11 protein-coding genes and 1 pseudogene are annotated in these 14507 nt (G+C 62.8%); 3 read left to right on the top strand and 9 right to left on the bottom strand.

The annotated features are described in order from the left end of the window. The 7 genes and pseudogenes from RIN13_RS12350 to RIN13_RS12320 all read right to left on the bottom strand — a co-directional run. A pseudogene (locus tag RIN13_RS12350) lies at positions 1-223 on the bottom strand (sugar phosphate isomerase/epimerase); the annotation flags it as partial. Position 224: 1 nt separating this feature from the next. Beyond that, positions 225-1451 (bottom strand): Gfo/Idh/MocA family oxidoreductase, encoded by a 1227-nt coding sequence (locus tag RIN13_RS12345; protein WP_309107629.1) that lies wholly within the window; start codon positions 1449-1451, stop codon positions 225-227. 34 nt (positions 1452-1485) lie between these two features. After that, positions 1486-2325 carry a carbohydrate ABC transporter permease gene (locus RIN13_RS12340; RefSeq protein ID WP_309107628.1) on the bottom strand — a complete coding sequence of 280 codons (840 nt, stop codon included), beginning with the start codon at positions 2323-2325 and terminating at the stop codon, positions 1486-1488. Continuing rightward, positions 2318-3328: a sugar ABC transporter permease gene (locus tag RIN13_RS12335; protein WP_309107627.1), complete on the bottom strand. Its 1011-nt coding sequence runs from the start codon at positions 3326-3328 to the stop codon at positions 2318-2320. The genes RIN13_RS12340 and RIN13_RS12335 overlap by 8 nt, the downstream gene beginning before the upstream one ends. A gap of 60 nt (positions 3329-3388) precedes the next feature. Beyond that, positions 3389-4711, bottom strand: a complete 1323-nt coding sequence (locus RIN13_RS12330; RefSeq protein WP_309107626.1) for a sugar ABC transporter substrate-binding protein — start codon at positions 4709-4711, stop codon at positions 3389-3391. 117 nt (positions 4712-4828) lie between these two features. Beyond that, the gene (locus RIN13_RS12325) at positions 4829-5944 is read right to left on the bottom strand and encodes a Gfo/Idh/MocA family oxidoreductase (protein WP_309107625.1); all 1116 of its coding nucleotides are present in this window, start codon (positions 5942-5944) and stop codon (positions 4829-4831) included. Next, complete coding sequence (locus RIN13_RS12320; RefSeq protein ID WP_309107624.1) at positions 5941-6681, bottom strand: sugar phosphate isomerase/epimerase; 741 nt, start codon at positions 6679-6681, stop codon at positions 5941-5943. The genes RIN13_RS12325 and RIN13_RS12320 overlap by 4 nt, the downstream gene beginning before the upstream one ends. Positions 6682-6864: 183 nt before the next feature. Between RIN13_RS12320 and RIN13_RS12315 the strand changes: the two genes are divergently transcribed. Both RIN13_RS12315 and RIN13_RS12310 read left to right on the top strand, forming a co-directional pair. Then, positions 6865-8097, top strand: a complete 1233-nt coding sequence (locus RIN13_RS12315; protein ID WP_309107623.1) for an ROK family protein — start codon at positions 6865-6867, stop codon at positions 8095-8097. Between the two features lie 123 nt (positions 8098-8220). Then, complete coding sequence (locus RIN13_RS12310) at positions 8221-9429, top strand: MFS transporter (RefSeq protein ID WP_309107622.1); 1209 nt, start codon at positions 8221-8223, stop codon at positions 9427-9429. 123 nt (positions 9430-9552) lie between these two features. Here RIN13_RS12310 and aceB read toward each other — a convergent pair whose 3' ends face one another. Both aceB and aceA read right to left on the bottom strand, forming a co-directional pair. Further along, the gene (aceB, locus tag RIN13_RS12305) at positions 9553-11214 is read right to left on the bottom strand and encodes a malate synthase A (RefSeq protein ID WP_309107621.1); all 1662 of its coding nucleotides are present in this window, start codon (positions 11212-11214) and stop codon (positions 9553-9555) included. Positions 11215-11439: 225 nt separating this feature from the next. Further along, positions 11440-12783 (bottom strand): isocitrate lyase, encoded by a 1344-nt coding sequence (gene aceA / locus RIN13_RS12300; protein ID WP_309107620.1) that lies wholly within the window; start codon positions 12781-12783, stop codon positions 11440-11442. Positions 12784-12955: 172 nt separating this feature from the next. Here aceA and RIN13_RS12295 point away from each other — a divergent pair, with 172 nt between their 5' ends. Further along, positions 12956-14470, top strand: a complete 1515-nt coding sequence (locus tag RIN13_RS12295) for a helix-turn-helix domain-containing protein (protein ID WP_309107619.1) — start codon at positions 12956-12958, stop codon at positions 14468-14470. Positions 14471-14507: the final 37 nt, after the last annotated feature.

Here is a 14507-nt window from a genome sequence, read left to right as displayed (position 1 = left end):
CTTTGAGGTGGTTGGAGATGGCCCAGACCTTCAGGTTGTACTTTTCCAGGACCGCGAGTTTGGACTCGACGTAGCCGGGCTCATCCCAGCGCCACGCATCAAGGTGGTCCCCCGAAACGGCGATTTCCAAGCCGTCATAGCCCCAGCCGGACGCCAGCTTCGCGACCTCTTCGAACGGAAGGTCGGCCCACTGGCCGGTAAAGAGGGTGTAAGGGCGGGACATGTCAGGCTCCTTCAAGGGTGGTGTTGCCGGCCGGCGGTCCGGTCAGATGGATGATTGAACTTTTTGCTGCGGAGCTCTCCTCCACAGCGCTCAGGACCTGTTGAACGGCCAGGCCTTCCTCGAACGACGGCGACGGCTCGGTTCCGCTGCCGATCGCCAGGAGGAAATCGCGGATCTGGTGCGTAAACGAATGCTCCCACCCGAGCACGTGGCCCTGCGGCCACCACGCTTCGAGGTAGGGATGCTCAGGTTCATTAACGAGGATCCTGCGGAAGCCCTGCTCCCGGACGGGCACTGTGGAATCCAGGAAGCCGAGTTCATTGAGGGATTCAAGGTCGAACAGCAGCGCACCCTTCTCTCCATAGATCTCCAGCTTCAGGGAGTTCTTCTGGCCAGTAGCCACCCGGGAGACCTCCACCGAGGCGATTGCTCCCGAGGCGAGGTTCAGCGTGGCCCAAGCGGCGTCGTCCACCGTCACTTCTTCCAATGCGCCGTCCAGACAGGCGGCTCCCGGCCGGTGAGTGGTGAAGGTATGGGTGCGGCCGGAGACTTCGGTGACCTGGTCCCCGAGGAGGAACAGCACCTGGTCGATGGCGTGGGAGGCGATATCGCCCAAAGCCCCCGATCCGGCCCTGTCCTTCCGCAGCCGCCACGTCATGGGTGCCTCAGGATCCGCCAGCCAGTCCTGAAGGTAGGCAGCACGGACGTGCCTGATGCTTCCCAGCCTGCCCTCGGCGATCAGCTCCCGCGCCAGGGCCAGGGCCGGGATACGGCGGTAGTTGAAGCCGATCATCGACTGCACGCCCTGGGCACGGGCTGCCTGCGCTGCTTCCGTCATGGCCTGGGCCTCACCGAGAGTGTTGGCGAGGGGCTTTTCGACGAGAACATGCTTGCCCGCCTCCAGCGCCGCCACCGCGATCTCTGCATGCATAAAACCAGGGGCGCAGATATCCACAATGTCGATGTCATCCCGATCCAGAACGGCACGCCAGTCAGTTTCCGATCCCGCCCAGCCGTATGCGGCAGCAGCCGCAGCCACTCCCTCGGCGTCCCGGCCCACCAGCACCTTGCGCTCGAAGGCGGGGACGTCGAAGTAGCTGGCCACATTACGCCAGGCGTTCGAATGGGCCTTACCCATAAACGCATAGCCGATCATTGCCACCCCCAGCGTTTTCGATTCCGGGCGGGTGCCGCTGTGCGGCGGCGTAAGAGCCTGTGCCGTGGTCATTCTGGTACTCCTCAAAGGGATTATGAGTGGTTGTCTATTTCACTGCGCCGGCTGAGAGGCCCGCAACCAGGTGTTTCTGAACCAGGATGAAGCCGATGAGAACGGGCAGGCTGACCACCACGGAGGCGGCCATGAGCTGGTTCCAGAACACATCGGATTCGCTGGCATAGGACTTGAGCCCCAGCGAAAGCGTCTTGGTGGCCTCGTTTGTCAGGACGGAGGCAAACAGGACCTCGCCCCAGGCGGAGATGAACGAATACACCGCTACGGCAATGATCCCCGGTTTGGCGACGGGAAGCACCACCCGGAAGAGGGCGCCCATCCGGCCCGTGCCGTCGATCATCGACGCTTCTTCAAGCTCCTTGGGGATCGACGCGAAATATCCGGACAGCATCCAGATGGCGAAGGGCAAGGTGAACGTCATGTAGGTGATGATCAGGCCGGGATAGGATCCCTGAAGCTGGATCCCCGTGATGTTCCTGATCTGCGTAAAGATCAGGTACAGCGGAAGCAGGAACAGGATTCCCGGGAACATCTGCGTGGACAGGACGGTGAGGCTGAACACCCGCTTTCCCTTGAACTGCAAACGAGCGACGGCGTACGCGGCCAGGACAGCCACAGTCACCGAGCATGCGGTGGCGCTGACTGTAATGATGAGGCTGTTCTGGAAGTACTTGCCCAGGGGAACCGTGGTCCAGATGTCAAAGTAGGGGGCCAGGGTAATCTCCCGCGGGAGCCACTGGAAGAGCCCGGAGACGTCCTTGAGCGGTTTCATCGAGGTGGAGGCGACCACGTAAAGGGGGATGGCCACCCACAGGGCCAGAATGCTCAGCACCACGTTTCTCAGGATGCGGAAGTTGCGGGTCTCAATCATTGTCGCCTCCCTTGGGCAGCACCATACGGATGTAGAAAATGGAAGCGATGAACAGGGCGATGAGCAGCAGCACACTCATGGCTCCGCCCAGGCCGAAGTTCCAGCTGCCGAACGAGTTCTGGTAGATCAATGGCGAAACGAGGGTGGCTTCCTTGGGAGAGGCCGCACCGAACAGCACAAAGGGAATGTTGAACTGGTTGAACGTCCACAACGACATCACCAGCAGCAAAACCCCGTTGGCCGGCTGGACCATGGGCAGGGTGATCGTGCGGAACTGCTGCCACAGGGTGGCGCCGTCGATGGCGGCGGCCTCATACACATCGTTCGGAACGTTCTGCAGTGCCGCCATGAGCATCAGGAAGGCAAAGGGCCACAGCTGCCAGATGTTTACCATGATCATGGCGCCGAACGAGTTTCCTCCGAGGAGCCAGAAGGGGCGTTCATCACCGAAGAGGTGCAGGGTATCCACCAGGATCTGGTTAACCGCGCCGTCGCGCTGGTTGAACATAAACGCCCAAGCGATGGTGCCCACGTAGGCCGGGAGGGCGTAGGGAACCAGGAAGAACGTCCGCAGAATGGCCCTTCCTTTGAAGTTCGAGGACAGGAAGACCGCGCCTGCCATGCCGAGGATCCAGGAGAAGCCGACCACCGTGACGGTATAAAGCATGGTCCGGCCGACGGTGCTGAAGAACGCCTGGCCGATAGTGCTTTCCGGGTTGAGGCCGTTGACGAAGTTCTGGAGGCCTACGAACGGCGCGTTGAGCCAGTTGGTGAGGTTTAGTTGATTGAGGGAGATAAAGGCGATCCAGACGCCCAGGATCATGGGACCGATGTGGATCAGGACTTCGAGGATGACCGCGGGCATGATCAACCCGTACGGCAGGAAGGACCGACGGGGCTTACGGGCCGGAAGCTCGGGACCCTTCCCGGACTGCTCCGGAGCGGGCATAGTGGCGGTTTCGGCGGCATTTGCCGGGCTGTTTTGGATGGCTGAGTGGGACATAAAGGAACTCCTAAGCCGGGGTGCGGGACAGCTCCAGCTGCCCCGCACCGGTCGGGCCTGCTACTGGGCCGCGGCCATCTGGTTGTTGGCGTCCTTGAGGGCCGCCTGGATATCCGACTCGGAAACGGTTCCGGTAGCTGCCTTGGCGAAGAGGTTCTTGATGGCAGTCCCCGTCAGGGTTTCCATCTGGCCTTCTTTGGCAATGAGCGGCATGGGCAGGGCATGATTGGCCAGGGCATCCCGCTTGGCTTTGACTTCCTCGGTCTGGAACGCGGCGTCCGAGGATGCGCCGTTGACCACGGGCAATGAACGGTAGGCCTTGTTCAGCGCGACCTGCTCTTCATCGCTGGTGAGGAAGCCGGCGAGCTTGATGGCATTTTCCTTGTTCTTGCTGTTTTTGAAGACACTCAGGTTGATGCCTGCAACATGGCTCTGGGTGCTGACATCGCCGGTTGCTCCGGCTTCCATCATGGGGATGGAGGCGACGCCCCAATCCGTGAAACCGCGAGCCTCAAAGTTCTTCACCGGGCTCTGGTCAAACAGCATCGCGGCCTTGCCGTTGATGAGGTTGTCGATTTTCTGGCTGCCTTGGCTGATTTCGGCGTCCGACGGCGACATCACCTTGTCAGTGGCCATCAGATCGATGAACTGCTTGACACCCGCTACCTGCGCTTCGCTGTCAAACGTCGGTTTGCCGTCGGCGTCGAAGAGCGTCCCGCCGTTTTGCAGGCCACGAATGAAGGCCTGGTGTGAGTTGGCTGAAACCGAAGCTCCTGCGGCAGTGAAACCCCACTGGTCAGGTTTGCCATCGCCGTTGGTGTCCTTGGTGAGCTTCTTGGCAGTCTCGACGAATTCCTGCCATGTGACGGGAGCCTTTTCGATCCCCGCTTCCTTGAACATCTTGGTGTTGTAATACATGTTGTACGCCAGCCCGTAAAGCGGCACCGACGTCGGGGTCTTCCCTTCGGCGCCGCCGGTCGCCCAGCTGGTCTGGAGGAAGCGGTCCTTGCCGCCCACCGCCTCCAGGAGGGCACCTTCCACCGGTTCGAAGGCGCCGGTCTCCTGCAGCGTCACGGCCCAGGTATTGCCGATGTTCAAGACATCCGGACCGTCGCCGCTTGTGACGGCAGTGAGGATTCTGTTGTAGAGGTCTGTCCAGCCGATAACTTCGAGCTGGACCTTGATTCCGGTCTTCTCTGTGAAGCGGTCCAGTGACGGTTTCAGCTTGGCCGCGGTGTCATCCAGGCTGTTGCCCTGGTCGGAGGCCCAGTAGGTGATGGTGTCGGTGGTGGCCTGGGGGCTGCCGCCGCCGCAGGCGCTGAGTCCAAGCGCCATTGTTGCCGTGGCGGCAAGGGCCGTCAGGACTTTCAGGGGATTTTTCATGGTTGCTCCGGTTCTTCTCGTCGTCGAGCTGGTACCTGATGTTTTAGAGCTGAGGATGTTTTAGGGCGTGAGGCAGCACAAAAAGTGCGTCTCGTGAGAATTTGCGGTGACTGGCGCTTAGAGCGTCGCGGCGGCCGGGTCCCAGTCCTCCGGCAAAGCGGGCACCGGGGCAGCGGAACTTTCGACGTCGATGAAGCTCCGCGTCTCGATGGATTCGGCGATCGAGGCCATGGTGTCCAGCACGTGGAAAGCCAGCTCGCCCTGGGCGCGGTGCGGCCGTCCTTCGCGGATTGCCCGCGCCATCTCAAGGACGCCGGCGCCCCGGCTGGCCGTGGAACCGACCGAGGGCACGGTGATCCAGTCGTCCGAGCCCGCAGGGCAGATCCTGACATCGCCGTCGAACCTGTTGGGATCAGGGAAGGCGATGGTTGCCTCCGTTCCCGTGATTTCCACGAACCCGGCCCGCGGGTATGGCGAATCAAAGCTGAAGATGCTCTGTGCAGATTCTCCGCCGCCGAATTCGAGGATGGAACTAACGTGCGTTGGAACCGTCACGGCGAACTCCTCACCAGCCTTCGGACCGGATCCGATCACGCGGGTTTCCCGTGACTTCGAGCCGAAGGCGGCCACTCGGCGGACACTGCCGAAGGTCTGCACGAGGGTGGTGAGGTAGTAGGGGCCGATGTCGAAGAGTGGCCCCGCGCCGTCCTGAAACAGGAAAGCGGGGTTGGGATGCCACGATTCCGGTCCGGGGGACTGCATCAGTGTCAGGGCAGTGAGGGGCACTCCGATATCCCCGCGCTCGATCATCCGGCGGGCGGTCTGCAGCCCGGCACCCAGGAAAGTGTCTGGGGCACAACCAAGCCTCAGGCCTGCAGCATCGGCAACCTTCAGCAGTCCTCTGCCGGTTTCACGGTCCAGCGAGAACGGCTTCTCGCTCCAGACGTGCTTGCCTGCCGCTACGGCCTGCGTCGCCACCTCCACATGGGCGGCGGGAATGGTCAGGTTGATGACTATTTCGACGTCGGCGTTGCCTAAAACAGTCTCCACGCCACCATGCACCGGGATGCCATACTCGGCAGCCCGCGCCGCGGCCGCAGTCTCAAACAAGTCGCCGATCGCAATTACATTCACATCGGCGAAGCTGGTGAGGTTGTCCAGATACTCCTTGCTGATGGTGCCGGCGCCGATGATGCCGACGCCTACTGGCCCGGTATTGAAGTTGCTGCTCATGCGGACACCTTCCCGGTGCTGAGGTAGTTGTAGCTGTCACGGACGGCATCAAACATCTCGCCCTGGAAATCGTCGAGCTCGATGACGGCGGTTTCAAGGGAACCGGCAGCTTCCAGGACGTCCCAGATGGCCATCTTGCCCTCGCCAACGGCGGTCTGGCTGGATGGATCGGACGTTAGCGGGCCGTCCTTGATATGGATGAATTTCACGCGGTCGCCCAGCCTGGCCAGGAGCTCGGCAGGGTTCTGGCCGCCAACGGCTGCCCAGTAGGTGTCCACTTCCAGGACCACATCGGGGTTGAGGTGATCGGCCAGGTGTTCCAGTGCGGTCTTTCCCTCAAGAACGGACTCCAGCTCCCACCAATGGTTGTGGTAGCCAACCCGGACGCCGTAGTCAGCTCCCTTGGCCGCAGCTGCATTGAGCTGTTCTGCTGTTTGTTTGATGTCTTCGAGGGAGTTCCAGCGCTCCTGGGGTACGTGCGGGTCAATGACGGTTCCAATGCCCAGCTCCCGGGCGGCCGAGAAAATTTCGTCCTGGTCGTCACTGAGCAGGGGGGCGTGCCCGGAGGGGGCAGTGATGTTGTTCTCGGCCATGGCCAGCTTCAACTCAGCGGCTTTTGCAACGAAACGGTAGGGCTCAACCTTGGTGAAGCCTATGGCGGCCAGTCGCTGGATGGTTCCAGCCAGATCCTCTTCAAGGGCCTTGCGGACCGTGTAGAGCTGGATCGAGTATGACACTGTCTCTCCTCGTCTTCGGGGGTCGTTGGGCTGCTGTCACAAACCGGGGAAGAACATCCGGCAGTGAGCGGCCTCACAGATCAAGCTAGAGGGACTTTTGTCGAACGTCAAGCAAAAGTTGCACAGCACTTTTCATTCTTTCTTCAGAGTGACACTCATAACCATTCGTGCTATCACTGATCCATGACATCAACTGCCAGCCGGGCCCAAGGCCGGGAGCCTGCTGACGCCACTGCAACGGAACCAGCAGGGGGCTTTGGACGGGCCGGGGACCTTTTCCAGCTCCTGCGTGACGGCAAGCCCCGCACTCGGGCTGAACTGGCGCTGACCACTGGCCTGGCGCGCTCCACCATTGCCTCCCGTATTGACGCTTTGATGCTTTCCGGCTTAGTAGGGCCCGCGGGTGAGGCCAGTTCCAGCGGCGGCAGGCCGCCGTCGCGCTTTGCGTTCAACCCGTCCGCGCGCTCCATTCTGGCCGCCGATATCGGCGCCACCCACGTCATCGTTGCAGTGACCGACCTCGCCGGGACCATCCTTGCCGAACGCCGGCTGTCCCTGGAGGTTTCCGAGGGGCCGGAACTCGTCCTTGGCCGGGTTGTGGAGGAAGGGAAACTGCTGTTGGCCGAAGCCGGTGTTGGGACGGCGCACCTGGCCGGCATAGGGATAGGCCTGCCCGGACCCGTCGAACATGCCACCGGAAAGCCGGTCAAGCCGCCTATCATGCCCGGGTGGGACGGGTTCGACGTCGTCCGTTATGTTCAGCGCTCGCTGGCGGTACCGGTCCTGGTGGACAACGACGTCAACATCATGGCCCTGGGGGAGCGGAACGCTTACTGGCCGGAGCAGGAGAACTTTCTCTTCGTCAAGGTGGCCACCGGCATCGGTGCAGGGATTATCAGCAGCGGAACCCTCCAGCGTGGCGCCGACGGAACGGCCGGCGATCTTGGCCACGTCCGCGTGCCGCGGGGCGATACGGTGCTCTGCCGCTGCGGAAACTACGGCTGCCTGGAAGCCCTCGCTTCCGGTCCAGCGGTTGCGGGGGAGCTCAGGGCCCAGGGCCTGACTGCTCAAAAAGGCAGCGACGTTCTTGGGCTCGTGAATCAGGGCAACCCCCAGGCCATTCAGGCTTTGCGCCAGGCCGGCAGGGATGTCGGTGACGTGCTCGCTACCGTGGTTAACCTGCTCAACCCTTCGCTGATAGTCATCGGCGGGAGCATGGGCCAGACCGGAGACCACCTGATGGCCGGGGTGCGCGAGGTGGTTTATAGGCGTTCGCTTCCGCTGGCCACGAGCCACTTACGGATCGCCTCGTCTATGGCGGGGGACCAGGCTGCGGTACTCGGTGCCAGCCAGATGGTGACGCAGCACGTGCTGTCTCCATCCGTGGTCGAGGCAACGCTTCAAGCTGTCGGCTAAGCTCGCCCGCTGCCCGCTGCCCGCTGCCCGCTGCCCGCTGCCCGCTGGAAGCGGCTGCAAGCTGTCAGGCGTGATAGCAATGGAAGTGATGAAATCGATGACCCGTTCCCCGGCTCGGACCCCATGAGGGCGTCACTCCTGCCGAAAGTACCTGTTCTGTCCAGGATTCCGCAGGGGCTGATACTGCTGGCCTGCATCGGCCTGATTGCCCTCAACATGCGAGGCCCGTTTGTCGCCGTCGCACCCGTGGTCGGCGCCATGCAGCGGGAGTTGGGGTTCTCCGCCGTCGAACTCGGCCTCCTGACAGGTATCCCGGTACTGTGCTTTTCGCTGGCTTCACCCCTTGCATCATTTGCCGCGCGCAGGTTTGGGGCCGAGTTCGCCATCACCTTGACCCTGCTGGGAGTCCTGGCCGGCGTCGTCCTTCGCTCGGCAGGAAGCGGCGTTCTGGTGATGGCCGGAACGGCCATCATCGGCATTGCCATCACCATCGGCAACATCGCCGTGCCGCTGATCATCCGCCGCGACTTTTCCCCCCGCCGTCAGAGTTCGGCCATGGGCATTTACACGGCGGCCCTCAACATTGGGTCATTCCTCACCTCCGTGGTGACGGCTCCCATCGCCGAAGCAGTGGGGTGGAGGTTCGCGCTGGCTGCGACGGGGCTGTTCGCGGTGGTGGCGGTGGTGATCTGGATTCTGGCGGTTGGGCCGGGCGACGCGTTCCGTCCGCGTCTGGCTGACGCCGGTGTCAGGCTGCCGGCAACGGGACGGCCGGCGTCGCGCTGGATCACTGTGGGACTGACTCTTGGCTTCGCCGGGCAGGCCTTCTCGTACTACGGGGTGACGGCGTGGCTGCCGACCCTGCTGGCGGACGAGCTGGGGATGGCCCCGTCAGCGGCCGGTGCCGGCTCCTCGCTGTTCCAGATCCTCGCCATCGTGGGCGGACTGGGAGTCCCGCTCGCGGCCAGGATTGCCAGTACGACGGCGGTGGCTGTCACCTTGGGATTGCTCTGGCTGGCCGTGCCCCTGGGTTTGCTGCTTGCCCCGGAACTGTGGTGGCTCTGGTGCTCGTTCGGGGGTATCGCCCAGGGCGGCGGTATCACCATCATCTTCATCGCCATCATCAGGCTGGCACGGGATCAGGCATCGGCCGGAAGGATGTCGGCTGTGGTCCAGGGCACCGGCTACTGTTTTGCTGCCGTGGCCCCCACCCTTCTGGGCTTCGTGCACGGACTTACGGACTCCTGGACAGTGCCGCTCCTGATGATTCTCGGATCGGTATTGGCGTTCTTCCTTGGCACCACCCTTTCGGTACGAAAGGCGCCGAAATAGCGTTCAGCCGGCCGGCGCCGTCGTCCGCTTAAACCGCTCCTTGGAGGTGCTTCCGCTGCTGGGCTGCCTCCCGGCCATCGGGATGCCTGTTGCGAAGGGCGTGGCAGCCCAGCAGACGGAAAATCAGGCGGCGGAGAGTTCCTCTTCGCTCGCTTCTTCGCGGGCTTCGGTCAGGAAGCGGGCGTAGGCAGGCAGGGTCAGGAACGTGGGGAACTGGTCGCTGAGCGTGACTTCTTCGAAGATGTCACGGGCATCAGTGAAGCGGTCGCCATCGAAGCGCTCAAGCTTGGCGAACTCCTCATCGAGCAGATCCTCCACCCACTGGCGGGTGATGATTTCGCCGTGGTCCGTGATCGCATGCGCGTAGATCCACTGCCAGAGCTGGGAGCGGGAAATTTCCGCCGTCGCCGCATCCTCCATGAGGTTGTGGATGGCGACTGCCCCGTTACCGCGGAGCCAGGATTCGATGTAGCGGATGCCCACTTCGATGTTGTTCCTGATGCCGGTTTCGGTGATGGTCCCTTCAGTGGCTGCCACATTGATGAGCGCGCGGTCGTCCGGGATCACGTCTTCGCGGAGGCGGTCCAGCTGGTTGCGGCGCTCGCCGAGTACGCCGTCGAATACTTCGCGGCAGACCGGAACGAGGTCCGGGTGGGCCACCCAGGAACCGTCGAACCCGTCGTTGGCTTCGCGGGTTTTGTCGGCGCGGACCTTTTCCAAGGCGTTGGCGTTCGCAACTTCGTCCTTGCGGTTGGGAACTGCCGCTGCCATCCCGCCGATCGCCATGGCGCCGCGCTTGTGGCAGGCACGGACGAGCTGCTCGGTGTAGGCGCGCATGAACGGTTGTGTCATGGTCACCTGTGCCCGGTCAGGCAACACGAAGCGGGGACCGCGGGTACGGAAATTCTTGATGAGCGAGAAGATGTAGTCCCACCGTCCGGCGTTCAGGCCTGCGGCGTGATCGCGCAGTTCGTAGAGGATTTCCTCCATTTCGAAGGCCGCAGTGATGGTTTCAATGAGGACGGTGGCGCGGATGGTTCCCTGTGGGATGTCCAGGAAATCCTGCGCCAGGATGAAGATGTCATTCCACAGACGGGCTTCGAGCCGGTTTTCGATCTTGGGCAGGTAGAAGTACGGTCCCTTGCCCTGAGCCAGGAGGCGGCGGGCGTTGTGGAAGAAGTACAGTCCGAAATCCACGATGCCCCCGGCGATAGGGACGCCGTCGATCAGCAGGTGCTTCTCCGGCAGGTGCCAGCCCCGGGGGCGGACAACGATGGTTGGCAGTTCCTCGGCAGGGCGGAGCTTGTACTCCTTACTGCGTCCGTCGGAGGTGCTCGTGAAGTCGATGCGGCGTTCCATCGCATCCGTCAGGTTCAGCTGGCCCTGGATGACATTGCGCCACGTCGGCGTTGACGAGTCCTCCATGTCGGCCAGCCACACTTTAGCGCCGGAATTCAGCGCGTTGATGGTCATCTTCTTGTCCACCGGCCCGGTGATTTCCACCCTCCGGTCCTCCAACCCCGGGGCCGGGGGAGCGACACGCCAGTTGGGATCATTCCTGATTTCTTCGGTCTCCTTCAGGAACCGCGGGTCCTGCCCCTTGGCAATCTGTCCCCGCCGGTCACGACGAGCCTGCAGCAACTCCTGCCGCCGCTCAGCCGTCGCCCGGTGCAGCTTTGCAACGAAGGCCAAAGCATCGGGAGTAAGAACCTCGTTCTGCCGGCAAATAGGTTGCGCGGTCAGTGTGATCCCGTTGATCGTGAAGTTATCGGTAAAGCTGTTCATTTCTGTCTCCTTAAAGACGAGAAGGGAGTTCGACGGCGGTTGTCGGTGAGCGAGGCACAAAGACGGCGGTCCGGGCCTCCGTCAGCCTGCGTAAAAGGGGCCCTGTGTCCACCCCCGACCGAGTTCTACGAGGTCATGGGGCGGACATGGGGAATAGCAGGCAGAGGATTGTCCGGTCCGCCGGCGTACGCAACCGCCGTCGGAAGTGGAGGGGGCGGCTGGGGATTAGTGGAACTGGCCCTCTTCGGTCGATCCGACCAGGGCGAGGGTGGATGCGTTCGGGTTGAGCGCAGTGGCGATGTCGTCGAAGTAGCCGGTGCCGACTTCGCGCTGGTGCTTGGTTGCGGTGTAGCCGCGGGATTCGGAGGCGAATTCCTTTTCCTGGAGCTCGACGTAGGCGCTCATGCCTTCACGGGCGTAGCCGTGGGCGAGGTCGAACATCGAGTAGTTCAGGGCATGGAAGCCGGCCAGGGTGATGAACTGGAACGTAAAGCCCATCGCGCCGAGTTCACGCTGGAACCTGGCGATGGTGGCGTCGTCCAGGTGCTTACGCCAGTTGAACGACGGCGAGCAATTGTACGAGAGCATCTGGTCCGGGAACTCTGCCTTGACGGCCTCGGCAAACTTACGGGCGAGCTCAAGGTCCGGGGTGCCGGTCTCCATCCAGATGAGGTCGGAGTACGGGGCGTAGGCCTTGGCTCGGGCGATGCAGGGTTCGATGCCGTTGCGGACCTTGTAGAAGCCTTCCGGGGTGCGGACCGGCTGGCCGCCTTCGCGGAGGATGAATTCCTGGTCGCGCTCGTCGACGTCGGACGTGATCAGGGTGGCTGCCTCGGCGTCGGTCCGGGCGATGACAACGCTCGGGGTGCCGGCGACGTCGGCGGCAAGGCGGGCAGCGTTCAGGGTGCGGACATGCTGCTGGGTCGGGATAAGGACCTTGCCGCCGAGGTGGCCGCACTTCTTCTCCGATGCGAGCTGATCTTCCCAGTGCACCCCTGACGCGCCGGCCTGGATCATGGATTTCATGAGCTCGTAGGCGTTCAGCGGGCCACCGAAGCCGGCCTCGGCATCGGCGACGATCGGCACCATCCAGTCCTCAACGGTCTGGATGCCCTCGGAGAACTCGATCTGGTCTGCGCGGAGCAGGGCGTTGTTGATGCGGCGGACCACAGTGGGTACTGAGTTGGCCGGGTAGAGGGACTGGTCCGGGTACGTGTGGCCCGAGTTGTTGGCATCGGCAGCCACCTGCCAGCCGGAGAGGTAGATCGCCCGAAGGCCCGCTTTGACCTGCTGCACTGCCTGGTTGCCGGTGAGGGCGCCCAGGGCATTGGTGTACTGGCCGGTTTTGTGCTCCTCGGTCAGCTGCTTCCAGAGCTTCTCCGAACCGCGGCGGGCAAGCGTGTGCTCTTCGGAGACACGGCCGCGGAGTCGGACGACGTCGGAGGCCTTGTAATCCCGGGTCACACCTTCCCAGCGCGGGTTGGCGGCCCACTCGAGCTCCAGGGCGGCAGCCTGCTCGCTTGCCATGTCCTGGGCGGACGGCTGGGTGGGCTCAAATGCTGCAGTCATCTTTGTCTCCTTGTTTATCCGGTTGTCCGGGTTAGCGCCGGGATTGGTTCCGCGGCCGGCCCGTTCTGCTCCGTTGCAGTCCAGGCCGGCCTTTCCGGTGCGGCGTTTCTTTCCGTGAGACCTACTTTTCTGCACTTACAAGACGCTTACTAGGTGTAATTGCTGGAAAGAAATGCAGTTCTTGCCGTATTCTTCAGAAATGCCTACTCCAAGCTGGAACCGGAAAGCCGCGCCGCCGTCGTCGTCCTCTTCTTCCGGCGAACTGGACGTCATCAGCCTTGGGCGCCGCGTGCGCCATCTGCGTAAAGCGGCAGGTATGACGCTCGACGACGTCAGTGCCGCCGTCGGTACCGCCCCAAGCCAGCTCAGCCTGATTGAGAACGGCAAACGTGAGCCCAAACTCGGGCTGCTGCAGCAGCTCGCGGCGGCGTTCAATGTGGGCATCGAGCAGCTGCTGGGAGCAGAGCCGCCCAACCGGCGGGCGGCCCTGGAAATCGAGCTGGAACGCTACCAGCGCAGCCCCATTTACGAGTCCCTCAACCTGCCTAAAATCCGTATCAGCTCGCGGCTCCCCATGGACGTGCTGGAGTCCATGGTTGGCCTGCAGCAGGAGCTGGAACGCAAGCTCAATGAGCAGATAGCGACGCCGGAAGAAGCCCGCCGCGCCAACGTTGAACTGCGTGCCATGATGCGTGAGCGGAACAACTATTTCCCGGAGTACGAGGCCGAGGCCCAGAAGGTGCTGGCGAACGTGGGGCACACCAGCGGTCCGCTGTCCCAGCACGTCATTGCCGACATCGCCGCACACCTTGGATTCAGCCTTCACCATGTGGGCGATTTGCCCCATTCCACACGGTCCGTGACAGATCTTAAGAACCGCCGAATTTATCTCACCCAGAACCAGCGGACGGATCACGATCCCCGCTCGGTGCTTCTCCAGGCGTTGGGGCATTACGTGCTGGGCCATCAGACACCGTCCAATTACGGGGATTTTCTGATGCAGCGGGTGGCCACCAACTACTTTGCTGCCGCCCTTATGCTCCCCGAGCAGGCCACCGTCGAGTTCCTGCAGAAGGCCAAGCAGGCCAAGGAAATAGCCGTCGAGGACATCAGGGACGCTTTTGCCGTTTCCTATGAAACAGCCGCACATCGCTTCACCAACCTCGCCACCGAGCACCTGGGTATCAGGACGCATTTTCAGAAAACGCACCAGAGCGGCATCATCTACAAGGCTTACGAGAACGATGGCGTGACCTTCCCCCAGGATCACACGGGCGCCATCGAGGGGCAGCCGTCCTGCAAATACTGGACGTCGCGCGTGGTGTTCGACGTACCGGACAAGTTCCGCGCGTACAACCAATACACCGACACTCCGGCCGGAACATACTGGTGCACCGCCCGGACCGAGCGCTCCGCAGCTGGTGAGTTTTCGCTGTCTGTGGGTGTGCCCTATGCCCACGTGAAATGGTTCCGGGGACGGGACACCACCGAGCGCTCCAAGTCGGCCTGCCCGGATGAAGGCTGCTGCAAGCGTCCGCCGGCGTCGCTGGCTTCGGAGTGGGCCGGCAACGCCTGGCCCTCGGCCCGCGCCCACTCGCACCTGCTGGCGGCCATGCCTCCCGGCGCCTTCCCCGGCGTCGACGAAACCGAGGTCTATAGCTTCCTGCAGGCGCACTCGGGAAGCTAGTTCCGCACGACCGCCCCGCCCCGACCCCTCCGCCCCT

Source organism: Arthrobacter sp., assembly GCF_031179985.1.
Lineage (GTDB): Bacteria > Actinomycetota > Actinomycetes > Actinomycetales > Micrococcaceae > Arthrobacter.
The sequence above is the reverse complement of the archived record's forward strand: the minus strand, read 5'-3'. Positions and strand labels throughout refer to the sequence as shown.